15 protein-coding genes are annotated in these 18427 nt (G+C 41.6%); 11 read left to right on the top strand and 4 right to left on the bottom strand.

Annotation, left to right across the window (positions count from 1 at the left end; translation table 11 throughout):
* Window positions 1-33: 33 nt before the first annotated feature.
* A complete protein-coding gene (locus NXM86_RS01250; protein ID WP_498958474.1) occupies window positions 34-603 on the bottom strand; it encodes a hypothetical protein in 570 nt (189 codons plus the stop codon).
* A 147-nt stretch (window positions 604-750) separates the two neighbouring features.
* Here NXM86_RS01250 and NXM86_RS01255 point away from each other — a divergent pair, with 147 nt between their 5' ends.
* The 4 genes from NXM86_RS01255 to srtD all read left to right on the top strand — a co-directional run bounded on the left by NXM86_RS01255 (window position 751) and on the right by srtD (window position 4398).
* Window positions 751-1185, top strand: a complete 435-nt coding sequence (locus NXM86_RS01255; protein WP_062677832.1) for a DUF1284 domain-containing protein — start codon at window positions 751-753, stop codon at window positions 1183-1185.
* A gap of 130 nt (window positions 1186-1315) precedes the next feature.
* Window positions 1316-2692, top strand: coding sequence for an aspartate kinase (locus tag NXM86_RS01260; RefSeq protein ID WP_205424348.1), 1377 nt, complete (start codon window positions 1316-1318; stop codon window positions 2690-2692).
* Between the two features lie 132 nt (window positions 2693-2824).
* Entirely contained in the window at window positions 2825-3790 is a 966-nt protein-coding gene (locus NXM86_RS01265) for a processed acidic surface protein (protein ID WP_498958476.1), read from the top strand.
* A gap of 5 nt (window positions 3791-3795) precedes the next feature.
* Window positions 3796-4398, top strand: a complete 603-nt coding sequence (gene srtD, locus NXM86_RS01270; protein ID WP_498958478.1) for a class D sortase, LPxTATN-specific — start codon at window positions 3796-3798, stop codon at window positions 4396-4398.
* Window positions 4399-4408: 10 nt separating this feature from the next.
* Here srtD and NXM86_RS01275 read toward each other — a convergent pair whose 3' ends face one another.
* Window positions 4409-4855, bottom strand: coding sequence for a YwpF-like family protein (locus tag NXM86_RS01275; RefSeq protein WP_015865177.1), 447 nt, complete (start codon window positions 4853-4855; stop codon window positions 4409-4411).
* 334 nt (window positions 4856-5189) lie between these two features.
* Between NXM86_RS01275 and ssb the strand changes: the two genes are divergently transcribed.
* On the top strand, window positions 5190-5534 hold the full coding sequence (gene ssb / locus NXM86_RS01280; RefSeq protein ID WP_015865176.1) for a single-stranded DNA-binding protein: 345 nt from the start codon (window positions 5190-5192) through the stop codon (window positions 5532-5534).
* 172 nt (window positions 5535-5706) lie between these two features.
* Here ssb and NXM86_RS01285 read toward each other — a convergent pair whose 3' ends face one another.
* On the bottom strand, window positions 5707-6120 hold the full coding sequence (locus NXM86_RS01285; protein ID WP_015865174.1) for a helix-turn-helix domain-containing protein: 414 nt from the start codon (window positions 6118-6120) through the stop codon (window positions 5707-5709).
* Window positions 6121-6331: 211 nt separating this feature from the next.
* Here NXM86_RS01285 and NXM86_RS01290 point away from each other — a divergent pair, with 211 nt between their 5' ends.
* From NXM86_RS01290 to NXM86_RS01315, 6 genes are all read left to right on the top strand, one after another.
* The gene (locus NXM86_RS01290; protein ID WP_498958481.1) at window positions 6332-6832 is read left to right on the top strand and encodes a hypothetical protein; all 501 of its coding nucleotides are present in this window, start codon (window positions 6332-6334) and stop codon (window positions 6830-6832) included.
* Between the two features lie 519 nt (window positions 6833-7351).
* The gene (locus NXM86_RS01295) at window positions 7352-8719 is read left to right on the top strand and encodes a C40 family peptidase (protein WP_498958483.1); all 1368 of its coding nucleotides are present in this window, start codon (window positions 7352-7354) and stop codon (window positions 8717-8719) included.
* Window positions 8720-9145: 426 nt separating this feature from the next.
* On the top strand, window positions 9146-10291 hold the full coding sequence (gene wecB / locus NXM86_RS01300; RefSeq protein WP_498958484.1) for a non-hydrolyzing UDP-N-acetylglucosamine 2-epimerase: 1146 nt from the start codon (window positions 9146-9148) through the stop codon (window positions 10289-10291).
* Window positions 10292-10455: 164 nt separating this feature from the next.
* Entirely contained in the window at window positions 10456-10779 is a 324-nt protein-coding gene (locus NXM86_RS01305; RefSeq protein ID WP_498958485.1) for a hypothetical protein, read from the top strand.
* Between the two features lie 470 nt (window positions 10780-11249).
* Window positions 11250-12665: an N-acetylmuramoyl-L-alanine amidase gene (locus NXM86_RS01310; protein ID WP_498958486.1), complete on the top strand. Its 1416-nt coding sequence runs from the start codon at window positions 11250-11252 to the stop codon at window positions 12663-12665.
* A gap of 117 nt (window positions 12666-12782) precedes the next feature.
* On the top strand, window positions 12783-14657 hold the full coding sequence (locus NXM86_RS01315; RefSeq protein ID WP_498958487.1) for a S8 family peptidase: 1875 nt from the start codon (window positions 12783-12785) through the stop codon (window positions 14655-14657).
* 40 nt (window positions 14658-14697) lie between these two features.
* Here the strand turns inward: NXM86_RS01315 and NXM86_RS01320 are convergent, their stop codons facing one another.
* Window positions 14698-18315, bottom strand: coding sequence for a S8 family peptidase (locus NXM86_RS01320; RefSeq protein WP_498958488.1), 3618 nt, complete (start codon window positions 18313-18315; stop codon window positions 14698-14700).
* Window positions 18316-18427 lie beyond the last annotated feature (112 nt).

Consider the following 18427-nt stretch of genomic DNA (forward strand, 5'->3'; position numbering starts at 1 on the left):
TATTTAAAATTTTATAAAAATAAAAATGATGATCTAGTAGTGCAGCTCGAGTCCTTCCAGCCATTGGCTTGCATATACGCTGCTTAAATGATGGAACGCTTCGAGCACATCGTTTGGATTCGCGGCAAAAAATTGTTTGGCGGCGTTTTGGTAGTTTTCATGAACAAACTGAAATAGAAAGTCTGTTTTGATGCGGTTGACGATTAAAAGCGCGCAATAAGAGCGTTCGAGCTGCTTTTTGCGCTCGATTGTATCATCAATTTGTTCGAAATGCGCTTTATAGCGGGAAATAAGTTCGGATATATGTCCGCGAATTCGCGCTTGCGCTTCGTTCATCATTTCCTCCATTTCTCTGGCAGAAAGAAATGATTGCTCCTCGAGCATGGTTCCAAGCACTTGTTGTAAAGCATGCGACGATTCTGTTGCGAATGCTACATTGGCGAGCAATCCATGCATATATTCATTCTCATCCGCCGCTTGAATTCGTAATTTCATAATGATTTCAAGCACATCGGAATGAATTTTTTCTTTCGTCCAATGGGCGGTCAATTCATGAAGGAGAATGGACAATATATGGGCAACTTCCTCTTTTGTCATTTTCATCGTTGGCAGTTCCTTTCTGATTCGTGTTGTATATTTTAAGAATGCCATGGTGATGTATCCACCGTCAACGTTGCTTCCTTTTTTTAGTTGTAGAATCGAGCTTCTTTGAGTAAGATGGAACTAATAGAAAAGGGGAGGAGAAAAGCAATGAAGCCGCTAAGGCTGCGAGGTCATCATTTATTATGTGTTCATGGATTTCGCGGAATGGGATATAGCCCGTCGTTTGTCAAAAAAATGTGGGAAGTAGTGACGAAAATTCGCGATGAAGAACAAGATTTTCCGATTCAAGTCGTTGCTGCGCTCGATGATACGTGCATGACATGTCCGCATCACGGGGAAACGGCATGCCAAGCAGATCCAAATTCGAATGAACATGTGATCTCCATGGACCAAAAAGTGATTCGCCATTTAGGAATTGAAGAAAACGAAATTTATTTAAAATCGGAATTAGTGCGGCTTACAGCGCAAAAAGTGCGGCCGGATGATTTAGATTACTTATGCGCCAACTGTTCGTGGCTTCCGTATGGCGTGTGTAAAGAAGGAATTGCCAATGTGCAAAATGGCAACGTGGCGCAAAAGTAAGTACCGGCAGAAAATCATTTTCGCAGCAATACTGTTTTCAGAATTCATAAAAAATAATGACACCATTGATAAAAAAGTGTGGTATGATAAACAAATATAAGAGATTTTCAGACAGAAAGGGTTATGGAACATGAAAGTGGCAAAATTTGGGGGAAGTTCGGTCGCAAGCGCCACACAGTTTCGAAAAGTCGCCGATATCGTCAGCTCTGATGTGGAGCGCCGCATTATTGTTGTATCGGCGCCGGGGAAACGATTTAAAGAGGATATAAAAATAACCGATATCCTTATTCAATTGGCGCAAGCGGTTATGGACGGAACAGCATGCGATGAGATCGTTCAGGCGGTAGTAAAACGATATGCGGAAATCGCCAAGGAGCTGGAATTGCCGGCAGATGAATTTACAGCGGAGCTAGAAAAGGATTTGCGTTGGAAAATGAACGAATATCGTCATGATCCGTGCCGCTTGATGGACGCGATAAAAGCGAGCGGGGAAGATCATAACGCTAGATTGATGGCGCTTTATTTACAGGAGATAGGGTTAGAAGCAAGCTACGTCAATCCGCGGGAAGCAGGAATTATTGTAACGGATGAACCGGGTAATGCGCAAATTTTGCCGGAATCGTATGAAAAGCTATATCATTTACGAAAACGACGCGGCGTATTAGTGATTCCGGGATTTTTTGGCTACTCATTGGAAGGGAATATCGTCACATTCCCACGCGGAGGTTCAGATATTACCGGATCGATTGTAGCAGCCGGGGTGAAAGCGGATGTGTATGAAAACTTTACGGATGTCGATTCGATTTATTGCGTCAATCCTTCCATTGTCGAAAACCCGCGCCAGTTAAAAGAAATTACATACCGAGAAATGCGCGAACTTTCTTATTCCGGATTTTCCGTGTTTCATGACGAAGCGCTGGAACCAGTTTATAAAGCAGGCATTCCTGTTTGTGTGAAAAACACGAATAACCCTGCTGCTCCAGGCACTTGGATTGTCGCCAAACGCAACCATCATGACGAACCGATTGCCGGCATCGCTAGTGATACGGGATTTTGCAGTATTAACATCAGCAAATATTTAATGAACCGGGAAATCGGATTTGGCCGCAGACTGCTGCAAATTCTAGAGGATGAAGGAATTTCGTATGAGCATACTCCTTCTGGCATTGACAACATGTCCGTTATTTTACGGGAAAATCAATTAGAAGGGGGAAAAGAGCAGCGCATTTTAGACCGCATTCAAACGGAGCTGGAAGTCGATGAAGTTCATATCGAACATGGACTTGCGCTGATTATGGTGGTTGGCGAAGGCATGGAACGCACCGTCGGGATGGCGGCAAAAGCAACTGCGGCGCTTGCGAAGGCAAACATTAACCTTGAAATGATCAACCAAGGTTCATCGGAAGTAAGCATGATGTTCGGCGTAAAAGAAGAAGTCGTGGCCGATGCGGTTCGCGCGCTTTATGAAGTGTATTTTCAAGAGGCTTCCGTAGGAAACGAAGTATAAAATACATAAGAGGCGGAACGAAAAGTAATCCATTACTTTCGTATCCGCCTCTTTTTATATGTTTTTATACATAAGACATAGGAGTTCGGAAAATACTACCAATGTATATATTTTATGAGGGAGGAAACGGCATTGAAACGATTTTTCTTCGCCATCATCGCATGTTTCGTTTTCACCATCGCCCATGACGGACCGCATGCATTTGCGCAAATCCAAAAGCACGAACTGGAGAAGTACATAAGCAGCATCGGCTGGACGATGGAAGATTTACTAAATTATTTAGATGATTACCAGATGACGGTCGCAGATTTTCAGACGATGGATGAGCTAAAGCAGTGGCTCGGTACACCGATTACAGAAGAAAATTTCCATCAGCTGCTTACACGCTATCAACTGACACAGGAAGAATTAGAAGCATTGCTTGGCCAGTTTGGAGAAACGGTTCAAGATTATACGTTTATTGATGACTTGGATGCGGCTGTTGGCTTTTATTTGCGACATAACGAACAAATGCAGCAAATTAATGATATGCTTGGGGCGATTGGGTTTACAGAAAAGGAAGCGAATCGTTTATTTGAGCATATTGCATCGCTTCATCACCAAAATTTGAAGCAACAGTTAGAAGCATTGAACGCGCGCATACAACCGTTTCTTCAAGTGGAAGATGCAACACAGCTAACGAAGCAGCAACAGAAACAATTGTTTTCCATTTGGGAAGATGTGCTGGCTGCGCTGGAAATACAACCGAAATTTTACCTGGAGAAAAACGGGGAAAAGCAGGAAGTATCTTATCGCCGGCTTTTGTCGATGGATACGCTCGGTGGTCGGGATTTACGGGTCGAGCTATACAATCAAAAAGGAGAATTGCTTTCCGATGTCCAGTTGTCGGAAGAAATGTTTACTTCGGGATATGTGTTCCGAGCAGGTGAAAAATTGATTAACGCCAGCGCATTAGCAAGTGAAATGAAAGAAAAAATGTATGGCGAAAAAATGCCAGATACCGCTTCTCCGTATCTTGCCAATATGCTGCTTGGTCTTCTGTTTGTTTTGCTTGGCGCTTATGTTTATTGGCGCGCAAGAAGCAAATTAGCGGAGTGAGACATATGAGCGGGCGGTGGAAAACATATCAAACGTACGGTGCGTTGGTTTGTATAATGATAGGATTGGTGTTGGCACTTTGGAATGGATATTCCTATTGGCTCGGGTACGATGCTGTAAAACCGTTGAAAGAGAAAGGAAAAACGCCTATTGCTCGGCAAATGACTATAAATACGGCCGCCAAACCGGAGATTGGCGAGCAAATCGGGATGTTATCGATTCCAAAGCTTGGCGTTTCTATACCAATTTATCATGGAACAGAAGAGCGGCAATTGCGAAAAGGAATTGGGCATTATCCAAAAAGCGCTTTGCCGGGAGAACGAGATAAGAATAATATGGTGCTATCCGGTCATCGTGATACTGTATTTCGGCAATTGGGCCAAATCGGTGTTGGCGACAAATTAATTGTGGAAACAACAATGAAGCAGTTTATTTATCGAGTAAAAAAAGTCCGCATCGTGGATGAAAACAACCGTACGGTTCTCGTCGAAAAGCCTCGTCCAACATTAACGGTGACGACATGCTATCCGTTCCATTTTATTGGCAAAGCGAAGCAGCGCTATGTTCTCATTGCGCAGCTTGTTTCCACCATAAAGAAAAAGGGCTAGATGCTTGATTCTAGCCCTTTATGGTTGATTCATTGTTTTTAAAGCCGCGGCGCTCGTTCAATTGCTGTTTAAATTCCTTCAACAATGCTTCTCCTTGCAGCCCTTTTTTTACAAGACCTGCAAGTACCACTTCCGCTAAATCTGTTTTGCTTCGGATTAACAATCCATCCATAAGCACGCTGATATGGTCGTTCATTCTTGTGATGGAACGAACAGTTGCGAGCATATTGGCGGGATCGTTGCTTCGGTTTGTAATCGTTACTTGAAGACGGAATTCGTCATTTCTTTTTTGCAGTTCTGAAAATATCGATTCATATTCTTTATCTAAATATGTTTCGATTAGCCAGCGATTTTGTCCGTCTTCTTTATTAATAATCAGTCCATCAATAAATGGGATTTCTTGTTGGTGCAAATCATCGTAAACAACGGAGAGCCCCACAAGCTTGAAGGTCTTCATTCCATCACCTCGTCAACATTGTCCTTGTAGAAATTATAGCATATTCCAACGACCGAGGGAAAATGTATCACGTGCCCGTTATCTATTTAATATTTTATCCAATTGCAACCGTATCGATGTGGTGAGCTGTCATTTTATGGTTCGATAAGTCTATTTTTGATGAGAATATAGAAAAATTGAATTTTGCTGTCGATTTTACATCGTTCAGACCGTATGACCATCATAATTGCGGAAACAAACGGTATGTAAAATTAAAAAATGATGATTTTACGAAGAAATAGAAGTCCATTATGATGAATATGCATCGAAATGGAAGGGAGGGATGTGTCGAAACATGATTAATCAAGTCGTGCTCGTCGGCCGGTTGACAAAAGATCCGGAACTTCGATATACCGCCGATGGAGCAGCAGTCGCTAACATTACGTTAGCGGTAACAAGAAATTTTCGCAATGCGGAAGGGGGAATTGATACCGATTTCGTTCAATGTACACTTTGGCGGAAAGTGGCGGAGAATACAGCCAATTACTGCCGGAAAGGTTCGATTATTGGCGTCATGGGGCGGATTCAGACAAGAAACTATGAAAAGAAAGATGGGCAACGAGTATACGTGACAGAAGTAGTGGCTGAATCCGTGCGGTTTATGGGCGGCAAAACGAATGAATGGATCGAACATGCGTAAATTTCCTCTATGATTCCCCATTCTTTTCCTTCCAACCTTTTCCCCAAAAGAAAGAGAGCGTGTTTCCTCGTAACATCCCCAACTTTGCGCTAGCAGGAAACGTTAGCGCTTTTTTTTGTAGATATCGAGCGTTTTCGTTGCTGCACCGTGCAAAGCGAATAGCTGGATGTGATTATTTGATGGCATCGGAAAATTCTTTTACTAGCTTAATGATGATCGATTCTAAATGTCTTCGCTTTTTGACCGGCAATTGGGTCAGCGAGTAAATCGTTTTTTCCATATTTGGGTTTTGTCTCAAATAGTCAATAATATCCAACATTTTTTCATCAATACGATCCGTTTGATATAGAAGGTTTACCTCTCGCAGCAACTCTTTTTTTGTCGTATGCTTCCCAATTAAAAAATCGACGCTCACTTTGTATAAATTGCTTAGTTTTTGCAACGATTGCACGTCCGGAAGCAAATCCCCGTTTTCCCATTTGCTGATTTGTGAGCGCGATATATTGAGATGTTGCGCCAGCTGTTCTTGTGTCCAATTATGCTGTTTGCGCAAATATTTTAGTTTTTCTCCTAAATTCATGATCATTATCACCACGCTCGAATAAAATCCATCAATAACTTAAAGATAGGAGAGCGTGGAAGAGGTTTGTGTTCTGTTTAGGAACGTTTGTTTATTTGTTCCCAAAAAGATCAAACTTTTCCACTTGTCAATGTTCGACATCTTTGTCCGTTGACTGTCATCATGGTACAATAAGCGAAAAATGGATAAATATTTACTATAACCAGGAAAAAGAGGGATGATGGTGAATATTTATCTCGCGGATTTAATGGTAAGTGAGCGGAAAGGTTTCAAACGAAAGAAAGGAACGTATCGGGTATTTATCAAAGAAATGCGAAGCCCATTTTCGATCAAATTGAAAACGATTGCACCAACTAATTTTACGGATTCATTGCGGTTTTTAAAAAACGAGGAAAAACATGACCGTTTCTTAGGAGAAGAAGCATGGTTTCGCACCATTGCGTGTTCTTGTGATGCTCAATTGTATTTCGTATTTAAATCGATCAATCAACTATATATGTTTATCGTAAAGCTTGATTTACAAAAACAAAAGTTCGAAATTGCCCTCTATGAGTGGAATCAGCTCCAACAAAAATATCTCCGCCTTCACACCAATGAGCTATTAACCATTGAGAGGCAGCTTATTTATTACATTTTGCAGTCGCTTTATATTTTGGACAACAATCGTATTTCTTATTTATTTATGTGCCCGGCAAGAAAAAACAATAAACGGTTGTAGCTGTTTTATGATCGCCTCAAGAACTTCCCTCGTTTGTTCTGCTTTTCCTATGGTATTTTGGATGAGGATTGTACGTTAAGCTGCAGATATTCAATACGATTTGATCCTTGCTTAAATAGGGTATTCCCTATTATTTTTTTAAAGTTTTCCAGTTCCCCGCCGCGATTATTCCGGTTTGGATGGCAGCGAACATGGCTGTTTTTTCGTAAAGATTATCTAAATTTTGTATAAAAAAAACAAAAATGCCCTTTCTATGGGAAGGGAAGTTTCGCTATACTAATGATATATGCGACCACTTTTCACACCTTTCCGCATGTCGAAAAATGGAATCTGCCTAAAAAGATGTCGTATCTCTCAGACTATTAGAATGGGCAATTTCAATAGATTCCTTTTTTCGACATTGTTGCGATGTAGATTCAGCCACGAGAGCGAAAAGGTGTTGAATTGAGCTGAATTAGCATTGATTCAAGGCGACAAACGTTGTACAATGCGGGAAGCAGAACAATAAGGGAGAGGTAGATGATTGTGAATTGGAAACCAAGACAGATCGTGCTAACGTCCGCTTTCGTCTCTGCGCTGTTTCTGATGCCGGATGATGGAAAAGCAGCGGAATGGAAAGTGGGGATGAGCTCACCGCAAATAAAGGAGCTTCAGCAACTGCTAAAGGAGAAAGGATTTTTTACATATCCAACTGCCACCGGTTATTTCGGAACGATTACCGAGCAGGCAGTAAAAGCGTTTCAAGCATCCGTTCGTTTGCCGGTCACGGGCATCGTCGATGACGCTACATACGCCAAGTTAAAAGGAACAGTTGTCTATAGTACTTCGGAAATGAAAATCGGCTCGCGCGGAAACAATGTAAAGGTGCTGCAGCAAAATTTAAAGTTGCTTGGCTATTTCCGATATCCGGAGATCACTGGTTATTATGGAGTGATTACGCAAGAGGCGGTCAAGAAGTTTCAACGAAATAACGGCCTTTCCGCAACAGGAGTCGCAGATGCGCGCACTGTACAGTTGATTCAAAACGCGGTGAATAAGCAATCTAACAAAACTTTGCAAGCAAATGCATTAAAAATAGGTTCAAGAGGGATGGAAGTAAGCAAATTGCAACAAAAATTAAAGCAGCTCGGTTATTTTACATATCCGGAAATTACGGATTACTATGGAACGTTTACGGCGGAGGCGGTCCGCAAATTTCAGGAGAAAAACAAACTTCCAGTTACCGGAGTGGCTGACAGTGCGACGCTAGCGAAAATAAACGAAGCGATAGCCAGCTCCGAACCGCAGCCGTCCGCACCGAAAGCGGGCATCTATTTAACAACTGGATCGACTGGTTCTAAAGTGAAAGAAGTGCAAACAAAGTTAAAACAGCTTGGCTATTTTACATACTCGCAAATCACTGGCTATTATGGAACCATTACAGCAAATGCAGTAAAGAGTTTTCAACGGGATGTTAATCTGAAGGCAACAGGTGTTGTCGATACAGAAACCTATGAGCGTTTGATGGGAAAAGCGCCGCAACGAAAGCTCGATGTGATTGAACTGGTTGCCGATGCTTCGCAACTTCTTGGCAAACCATATGTTTGGGGCGGGGAGACGCCGCAAGTAGGGTTTGACTGCAGTGGATTTATTGTTTATTTGTTTAAAAAACAAGGAATCTCTTTGCCTCGCACCGTAGCAGCGATTTGGAACGTCGGCACGCCGGTTTCCTCCCCTTCGGTCGGCGACATTGTCTTTTTTGAAACGAGCCGTTCTGGCCCATCCCACGCAGGCATTTATATTGGCAATAGACAATTTGTTCATAGCGGTTCTTCCACTGGCGTCACCATTAGCAGCTTGGATAATTCTTATTGGAAAGCGCGTTACTTGGGCGCAAAACGATACTAAATTAGGGAAACTCTAACAGAGGGAATTTATAAAATAAAGGGATGGCTTGGGAGTTTCCAGAGCTACCCCTTTTGTTTTGGGAAGTGATGTTCATTTCTAGATATACGCGACGCATGTTGTGTAGAAAGCGATGCATGTTCGTCATTAAGAGTTAACGTTATGGATGTTACTCATTTTTGTTTCGGGCTTTTTGGATGTCAATGAACATTACCTTGATTGCACCAAGCTCTTTTTCTCAGTTTAGAAATTCACCAGTACACTTCTTCTTATCTAACTCGGGTTCCCCCATCCATAAATAAAGTTTATGGGGGTTTTTGGGTTTGTAGAGAATGCCATGTGTTATCGGTTGAGGAAATGGGAAGGTTATGATAATGTAAGGAATGAAGTTTGCATCGGACTTAACATTTTGGCATTGTAGGTGAAAGTATGGCTGGTAAAATTAAAGTAATGACTATTTTCGGCACAAGACCGGAAGCGATTAAAATGGCGCCGCTTGTATTGGAGCTGAAAAAACATTCTGAGTTCATTGAACCGATTGTCACCGTAACGGCGCAGCATCGGCAAATGTTGGATCAAGTTCTAGAAATTTTCGATATAAAGCCCGATTATGACTTAAATATTATGAAAGATCGTCAAACATTGACGGAAATTACCGTCCGTGCCTTAGAAGGACTCGATGACGTGATGAAAAAGGTGAAGCCGGATTTAGTGCTGGTACACGGAGATACGACAACCACGTTTGTCGCCAGCCTTGCGGCGTTTTACAATCAAATCGCTGTCGGACACGTCGAAGCTGGGTTGCGCACGTGGAATAAATATTCACCATTTCCGGAAGAAATGAACCGTCAGCTTACCGGTGTGATCGCCGACCTTCATTTCGCGCCAACGAAAAAAGCGTACGAAAACTTAATCGGTGAGAATAAAAAACCGGATTCGATTTTTATTACGGGAAATACGGCCATCGATGCGTTAAAAACGACAGTGACAGAAAATTACAAGCATGATATTTTAGAGAAAATCGGCAATGACCGCATGATTTTATTAACTGCCCATCGCAGAGAAAATCTTGGCGAATCCATGCGCAACATGTTCCGTGCGATTAAACGCATTGTTCAAGAGCATGAAGATGTGCAAGTAGTCTATCCTGTCCATTTAAACCCGGCGGTGCGTGAAGTAGCCGATGAAATTCTTGGCAATGATCCGCGCATCCATTTAATCGAACCTTTAGGGGTGTTTGACTTTCATAATCTAGCTGCGAGAGCGTTTCTTATTTTGACCGATTCCGGCGGTGTGCAGGAAGAAGCGCCTTCGTTAGGCGTTCCGGTATTAGTGCTTCGCGATACGACAGAACGGCCGGAAGGCATCGAAGCGGGAACGTTGAAATTAGCGGGGACCAATGAGGAAACGATATACAACATGACCCGCGAGCTGTTGAATAATCGAAACGAATATGAAAAAATGGCGAAAGCTTCGAATCCATACGGAGATGGGCAAGCTTCTAAGCGCATTGTGGAAGCAATTCTTTATTATTTTGGCAAGGCAGAATCTGCGCCAGAGCCTTTTACTATTTAGCCGGAATGCTGTCGGTGAGGGAAAATAAACTTTTTATTAAAAAAATAACGATATGTTAATTATTTTATTTTAGGAGGTAATATATAACTATTATGTTTAACAGCCTTCCGTACGGAATAAAAATAAGCATTACGAGGTCTATTTCGGCGGCCTTTGAGAAATATATGGAAATGATTCAATGGGATGAAAAAAAATATGACTTGGAGGAATTTATTACGTACTGGCGGGATTACGCCCAAAAAAATGCTTCGTGGTTCAAGAAAATAGATGATGAGATCAAAGCTCACCCAGATTTTCACGAAGAGTTGGCTGTCAAAATAAACGAAGTGATTGAAAAAGTATTGACAGAACCCCCGACAGATCAAGAAATGAAGGAGCTGGACAATCTTATTGCTCAATTAGGGATTGATGATATTGATTATACGTGTAGAATGGAAGCGAAGTACTATATTGAGCGGTTGAAGGAAAAATTAACATTGCAATCGTAATTCGCATGAAGAGACTCCCTTGGAGTAGACAGAAGAAGTTGGCTGTTTACTTTGAGGGGGTTTTTACGTTTAATCCGAAAAGCTCAAATACTTTTTCTGTATTTAAAATTTAAACGTGCGAGTTGATGATTCGCTCTTTTTCTTTTTGTTGATTTCTATCTAAAAATAAGGGGAAGGGAAGTTCGAATGTCGGTGACAGAACAACAGTCTGTTACATGGACAATACCGTTTCTGATCGCTATGATGCTGTTCTGGCATTGATTGCGCATCAGTGTGACGAGTCAGACAGTCGAGAAAATCCGCCATAAACTTTATTATTTCGCAAGCAGTAAAATTTCCATTTTCACTTTATATTTCGCTAGAGATAGGAAACGAAGACGAGATTGAAATAGACTGTTATTCTTATTTGGAAAATATGAAGTTTATGGTAGAATGATAGAAAAATATATCAAAAAAGGGAGAAAGGATGTATGAGAAAGGGATTATTTGTCGCTTTTTGTCTATGGTTGGTCGTAGGACTCATCATTCCTGCTGGTCATACTAGTGCTGCACCATATTTTTATGATGTTGGTACGACTCATCGCGCTGCAAACGAGATTAATTATTTAGCGAAGGGGAAAATCGTTCAAGGTAGTTTATCCGGATACTTTTATCCATATAAAAATGTGACAAGAGCAGAGGCTGCTGCCATTATCGGAAGAACGCTTAATTTCGATGGAACACAGAGGGCTACGAAATTTAAAGATGTGGGCAAAGGGAATTTTGCTTCCGGATACATACAAGAAGCAGTTGAAAAAAACATTATTAGCGGCTACAAAGACGGTACTTTTCGTCCTGAACAGTTTGTTACACGGGGAGAAATGGCGTTGCTTCTTAACCGTGCTTATTCGCTTGGTGGAAATACGATATCGGCAGCGATTCAGCAACTAAAGATGAAAGGGATTGCCCAAGGGCTCGCTGATGGAACGTTTGGTCAAGATCAGCCGATTATCCGTGCCGATTTTGCGGTGTTTGTTGCAAAAGCCATTAATCCAAAATTCCGGATCAATTATCAAGCAACAGCTATTCAACAAGCTACGGTAAATGCGTCCGCTCTGAATGTTCGTCAAGGACCATCCACCAACTTTGATGCTGTGGCTGTCCTGAAAAAAGGACAAAAAGTGGAGATTTTACATATTGTCGGCAGCTGGGCATACGTTCGCGCTTCGGGAATGGAAGGTTTTGTACATACTGCTTACCTTAGCGGAATCAGTCAATCTAATCCAGCTGGTCCATCGGACAAGCTGCTGGAATATGTAAAAACGCAAACCATCATTATTGATCCTGGCCATGGCGGCAGCGATCCTGGCGCGGTGGCGAATGGATTAAGAGAAAAGGATATTAATCTTAGTGTCGCTTTAAAAGTACAATCATTATTTAAAGATACAGGATTTAATATTGCTTTAACGCGGGAAAAAGATGTATTTGTTTCGCTGAGTGGCAGGGTTGATTTTGCGAAAAAGATGAATGGAGATATATTTGTCAGCATTCATACCAATTCCGGTGGCGGAACTGGTACGGAAACGTACTATTATAGCGCAGCAGCGACAAATCCGTATGTAGAAAAGAGCAAAAAGCTCGCCCAATGTATCCAAAAACGGTTAGTCGAAGCATGGAATGCAACGGACCGTGGAGTGAAAAGAGGCAATTTGCATGTTCTTCGCGAAAATAATATGCCTGCTGTTCTAGTTGAGTTAGGCTTCATTGATCGTAAAGAAGATGCCGCAAAGTTGGGTTCTTCATATTGGCAGGAAAAAGCAGCAAAGGCAATTTATCTTGGAATCTTAGATTATTACGCATCTGAATCAGGATTGAACTTCCAGCCTTTATATGACCGTGTTCAATAAAAATAGTAAACTAAGAGCGTAATCACAAAAGCAGTTAAACAAGCGGCAGATTTTTTGCATGAGAGGTTATTTATTATGAAAAAATGGTGTCTCGTTTTTTTCAGTGTGGTTCTCGCAATGATGAGTTTTCTACCCGTTGCTTTCACTTTTGCCGCTGAAACAAAGCGGGTAAATGTGATTATTCTTTTTAAAAAGCATGCCGACGAAAAAACAGTGGAACAGCTGCAAGGGAAAGTGTATCGACAATTTGAAGTGATTCCAGCTTTATCTGCCAATGTGCCGTTGGCTTCTATAGATATTTTGCGGCAATTACCGGAAGTAGAATACGTGCAGCAGGATGAAACGGTTGCGATTGATGGACAGGTGGCAGACTGGGGCGTAAAGAAAACAAAAGCAACCGACATGCATGTTCGCGGCGTTACGGGTAAAGGCGTGAAGATCGCCATTTTAGATACAGGAATTGATACGAAGCATCCCGATTTACATGTATCGGGCGGCGCTTGCCTGTTGTCCTATTGTCCGACTTATAATGATGACAACGGCCACGGCACCCATGTGGCAGGGATTATTGCAGCGAAAAATAATCATATAGGGGTGCTCGGAGTAGCCCCGGATGCAAGCATCTATGCAGTGAAAGTATTAAACCGCTTCGGCGAAGGAACGGTATCGACTGTTTTGGCAGGGATTGAATGGGCGATACAAAACCATATGGATATTATTAACTTAAGTTTTGCTACTCCAGAAGGTTCTCCTGTGTTAAAAGAAGCGATTGATAAAGCGTATCAGAAAGGAATTTTGATTGTCGCGGCAGCTGGAAATAACGGCAATAGAAATGGAATAGGAGATACTGTCGAATATCCTGCGAAATATGACAGTGTGATCGCCGTTTCAGCCATCAACAACCAAAACGTTCGGGCTGCTTATTCGGCAACAGGTCCAGCAGTCGAAGTCGCAGCTCCTGGAGAAGAAATTTACAGCACCGTTCCGGTTGCCTATGACTTGGACGGCAACCCGGACGGATATACATGGATGGCGGGCACATCCATGGCGGCTCCGTTTGTCAGCGGCATATTGGCATTATATAAACAGCAGTATCCAGATAAAACCAATGTTGAACTTCGCCAAATGTTAAGGGCAAACGCAATCGATTTAGGCACGCCTGGAAAAGACAATTGGTACGGTTATGGACTAGTACAGGCAAAACCAAATAAACCGCCGCAGTTAGAAGTGAAGCTGCAATCAAATGCAGCGGGGGTAGTAAACTTTTCCGTTACACCACTTGCTGACAATATTAAAGGATATAATGTGTATCGCAATGGAAAGCAAATAAAAGAGCTACAGACTAGTTCGTCATTTACGGACTACGTACTCAAAGGGAATTACCGTTATCAGTTTTCTTCCGTATATAGCGATGGAACAGAATCAGCATTGTCTAATCCGATGACAGTAACTGTCTCAGTGCCAGATTATAAGGATTTAACAAACGACATTTGGTATGCGCCTCCGATCATTTATTTATCCAGCAGGGGAATCGTTACTGGATACAATAATGGTACTATCAAGCCGAATGATTTTGTGACGCGTGCTGAAGCGGTAGCGATGTTAGGACGGGCGTTACATTTGGATTCGACAAAACGGCCTACCGTTTTTAAAGATGTTGACCCTGCTAATTTTGCATCTGGATATATTCAGTCTGCATATGAGAGGGGATGGCTGAACGGATTTCCAGATGGCACGTTCCGACCAAAGCAGCCAATCACCCGCGCGGAAACAGCCATACTGTTAGCAAAGGCATACCAATTTCCTAGTGCGCCTTCTCTCGCGTTTAAAGACGTTACGGACAAAGTGACGGGACATAAGGAAATTTACAAAGTGGCTGCAGCAAAGATTACAAAGGGATATCCTGATGGCACATTTAGACCATATCAATCAGTGAAACGGCTAGAATTTTTCGTATTCATCGCTCGCGCTGAAAATGACGCATTTAAATAAAAGGCTGCCTTCCAATGGACGGCAGCCTTTCTTAGTTTTGTTATTCTTTTCGTACAATGAGTTTATATGGGTTAATGCTTGCATTGCCAAATGCATCTTCCACTTTAATAAAGTATTTTCCTTTCTTTAATTTTAATTTCAAATATTCGGCGTCCCCGCTCATATAGTAATCTGCTTTGCCAACTTGTTTGCCTTTTGCATCATAAACGCTGATAATCCCATCAAGGTCTGAAGGCAGTTCGAGCTTAAATGTATATGCTCGCTCCTCATTAGCTGTAAACACATAATAATCAACATCGCCTTTATTGTTGGTAACATTCATATAACCGCTATTATAGAATGTGTTTTTATTAGCTTTTTTCAATGAAAGCGGTTTTGATGGAATATTGTTTTTCACAACCGAATTTTTGTCTTCATCTTGTAAGTCTGCTTTTGCCAATGTAAATTGGTATGGCATTAGCGAAGTATCTCCGAAATAATGAAGAGTAACGATAAAGTATCCTTTCGTTTTCACCGCTTTAAAGGCACCACGCTCTTCTTCGTTTGAGAAGCCGCGGTCGGTCAACAACTCTTTGCCTTCCTCGTCCTTGTCTAATTTTTTGTTGCCATTCGTATCTTCAATGACAATGACTACTGGGTCAATTGGCGTTAACAGTTCTTTTGGCAGCTTGGTGTATTTTGCCGGGATATTTAACGGTTTCACCACGAATCCGTAAAGCCCGTTTTGTTCTGGTTTGAAGTAGTAAACATCTATATCTTGAGCGGAAGCAAAGTTTCCTGTAATTGCTTTTAGTCCGATGTTTGTTGCTTGTTCAAAGTCATCGTTATTCTCAAACTTATCTGCTATGTTGCTTGCCAGCAGCGTAGACGTAAACATATAGGCTTTCACGGATGGACGATAGCTTTTTTCATTTAGTTGAATATAGTAAGTTTGCCCGCTTTTTAGACCAATTTGATAGCGATCTTTTGATTCAAAGTCGTAAGAAGTGTTAGAGCCGAGATAAGAGAAGTCTTTTTGTTTTTCATTGTAGGCGAATATGTTCATCATCGGAACATCATTATTTTCGTCTGCAGCAAAGCGGAACTCATAAATCCCGTTTTCCTTAGGAGTAAAGGCAAACCAATCTTCATCACCGCCATATTGAAAATAACCGCTTGCTGTTTGACCTAAATGGTAAGGCATTGCTGCTTTGCGAGCGTTTTTGATCCAATTGTCGCCGCTAAAGAACATCATTGGATCTGAGATAACTGCGCTTAGTTTCTCTTTTAATGCTTCTTTTTTCGCTAAATATGCTTCTACGTTTCCTTTCATTAACTCTTCTTCCGGTATTCCCCCTGTCATCGGAAAACCATCCTCATCTGCTGGTAAAGCGGTTGCGTCAATCGTTAACTGATAAGGCAAGTGAGAAGAGAAGTTTCTTGTTAAATCAATTTCCGGTTCTCCAAAAAGGAACGTCATCAATGGATCGAAGGTTGGTTTGTTCGTCACTTCAATCATATATTCCATGCCCGGTATCGCGTTAAATGTGAGCTCCTCACCTTCGCCGTACCCTTTCATGTTGACGGAATCAATCATAAATTGATTTTCCGCCGGCTGTTCTTCAGGCGTTTGTTCTGTTTTTCCTTCAGAGCTTGGCTCCTCTTCCAGTTTTTCGATTGCATATAAGTTGATGGTGGAATCAATTCCAGGGACTCCTGTTAGCGAAACATGGACAGTTTGCTCCATTCCATTCTCCGATTCTGGTACGGCAAAACGGAAGTAATCGCTGTCTCCCGGCATTGGTTTCGTTTCTTCTTGTTCAGTATCTTCCAGCGTTTTTTCTTCGTTAGGTTCTTCCGTTTCTGTTGCCTCTTCGTTAGCTGGTGATTCTGTGTCTGTTAACTCGTTTGTAAAGAACAGTGATCCATGTTTACTCTGTGAATGATATGGCAATGAATGAATCAAGAAAGGATTTTCTGCATTGTTGCCATCATCGAGTTTATTTCTTGTTCGGTCAATGGAAAGAGTATAGCGCGATTTGCCGCTTTCGCTATAGTTGCCGAGTGCGTCTTTTACACCGATCACCAGTGTTCCGTCTTGAGGAACTTCGAATAAGTAGCCTTCTTCTTTACCTTGCAACGTATCATTTACTTTTACTTTTGTAGACGGTGTGGCTTTGCCGGCAGGGAAGAATAAGATGTCCAATTTATAGTCGTAGTCGGCTGATCCTTTCAATCTTGTTTGAATGTAATCTCCTTTTTGAACTTTAAACTGATACCAGTCCGTTTGGTTCAACTTCTTGATTGTGCCAGTTTGTACAGAATAGGACGTTACGTTGATGTTTTTTGCCTTCTTTAACAAATCTTTTTCGGCAATATAAGGGTTCGCTGGAATATTTTTTGGATTAAACTGCAGCGCTGCAACTGGATTAACTAAGCCATAACCGTATTTGAAGTCGTATCCTTTTTCCCCCAAATCTTTCGCCGTCTTATTTAAAATATAATTAATTTCATACGGTGTCAGCTTTGGGTTTTTCGACAGCAGCATCGCTACCGTTGCCGTAACCATTGGTGTTGCCATGGATGTACCGCTTATTTTCGCAAACGTTGATTTTTTGTCGATATCGTAAACGGAACTGTAAATATCTTCTCCAGGGGCGACGACATCGACAGCAGGTCCATAAGTAGAGAAATCGGCGAGTTCATTCTTTGCATTGGTTGCTCCCACTCCGATTACGCCTTCAAGAGCAGCTGGATATTCATATGTATTGATTCCAGAGTTGCCAGCTGCGGCGACAACAGTAATGTTTTTCTCAACAGCTTTTTTAATCGCTTCCTCGACAATTGGAGAAGGAACGGATGAACTTAAGCTTAAATTGATTACTTGTGCCTTTTGGCGAATCGCTTCTAAAATACCTTCCGCCACAATGTAATCGGAACTGAAAAAGGAACGATTAAACACATCGATCGAGATAATTTGTGCATTTGGAAACACGCCATATCCACCGACTCCGTTTCCTTTCTCCCCTGCGATGATTCCGGCAACGTGCGTGCCGTGAACATCAACGGCTCCTTTTTGCATAGGATTCATAACGTTATAGTTTGAAATAATTTTATTCTTTAATTCAGGGTGATGAGCATCTATTCCGGTGTCGACGACCGCTACTTTGACAGGATGCTTGCCGGCTAGTGCAAGAGCTTTGTTCACTTGCAATGTTGTAAGATGATACATGTCGTAGCTTTTTGCATCATCGACAGCCGCTCTCGAAAAATATGCGCTACGTGATACGGCAATGACATTTGAATTTTTTGCATAAGCGTTAACGACATCTTCTAATTTTTTCTTTCCTGTTATTTGTACGACATCATAATGTAAAGAAGAAATGCGTCTGACAAGTTTCGTTCCGGCTTTTCGATGTTCTGTTGATGAAAGTGCATTTTTATATTTAACAATCAGCTGATTTTCGCTAAACAACTGTTTTTCCTTATTCTTTTGCACCGTGCTCGCTCTCACTTCGTTTGTTGAATAAAGGCCAAATCGATTCAACAGTTGATTAGCGGTTTCTTGTTGTTTTAGTTCCGCTGCAGAAACGTTCGCATAAGGGAGAATTCCTCCAAATGCTAAAGATAAAGCCATTCCTAGGGAAAGTAGTTTTTTAGATTGGTTTCTCTTTTTCAAAAAAATTCCCCTTTCTCTAAAAATTAGTATCTATTTATAATATTATCATATTTTTGTAAAAAATTCCCCTGTTTTTTTCTAACAAATTCTTATGAAGTAATATATTTGTAAT

The sequence above is a fragment of the Geobacillus sp. CX412 genome, assembly GCF_027942335.1.
GTDB lineage: Bacteria > Bacillota > Bacilli > Bacillales > Anoxybacillaceae > Parageobacillus_B > Parageobacillus_B toebii.

What these genes read in the sequence shown, in the direction of transcription:
- NXM86_RS01290 (WP_498958481.1), top strand. Translation starts at nt 6,332, where the DNA reads ATGATGGTGAATATTTATCTCGCGGATTTAATGGTAAGTGAGCGGAAA.
- NXM86_RS01310 (WP_498958486.1), top strand. Translation starts at nt 11,250, where the DNA reads ATGAGAAAGGGATTATTTGTCGCTTTTTGTCTATGGTTGGTCGTAGGA.
- srtD (WP_498958478.1), top strand. Translation starts at nt 3,796, where the DNA reads ATGAGCGGGCGGTGGAAAACATATCAAACGTACGGTGCGTTGGTTTGT.
- NXM86_RS01250 (WP_498958474.1), bottom strand. Translation starts at nt 603, where the DNA reads ATGAAAATGACAAAAGAGGAAGTTGCCCATATATTGTCCATTCTCCTT.
- ssb (WP_015865176.1), top strand. Translation starts at nt 5,190, where the DNA reads ATGATTAATCAAGTCGTGCTCGTCGGCCGGTTGACAAAAGATCCGGAA.
- NXM86_RS01285 (WP_015865174.1), bottom strand. Translation starts at nt 6,120, where the DNA reads ATGATCATGAATTTAGGAGAAAAACTAAAATATTTGCGCAAACAGCAT.
- NXM86_RS01260 (WP_205424348.1), top strand. Translation starts at nt 1,316, where the DNA reads ATGAAAGTGGCAAAATTTGGGGGAAGTTCGGTCGCAAGCGCCACACAG.
- NXM86_RS01275 (WP_015865177.1), bottom strand. Translation starts at nt 4,855, where the DNA reads ATGAAGACCTTCAAGCTTGTGGGGCTCTCCGTTGTTTACGATGATTTG.
- NXM86_RS01315 (WP_498958487.1), top strand. Translation starts at nt 12,783, where the DNA reads ATGATGAGTTTTCTACCCGTTGCTTTCACTTTTGCCGCTGAAACAAAG.
- NXM86_RS01295 (WP_498958483.1), top strand. Translation starts at nt 7,352, where the DNA reads ATGATTGTGAATTGGAAACCAAGACAGATCGTGCTAACGTCCGCTTTC.
- NXM86_RS01255 (WP_062677832.1), top strand. Translation starts at nt 751, where the DNA reads ATGAAGCCGCTAAGGCTGCGAGGTCATCATTTATTATGTGTTCATGGA.
- wecB (WP_498958484.1), top strand. Translation starts at nt 9,146, where the DNA reads ATGGCTGGTAAAATTAAAGTAATGACTATTTTCGGCACAAGACCGGAA.
- NXM86_RS01305 (WP_498958485.1), top strand. Translation starts at nt 10,456, where the DNA reads ATGGAAATGATTCAATGGGATGAAAAAAAATATGACTTGGAGGAATTT.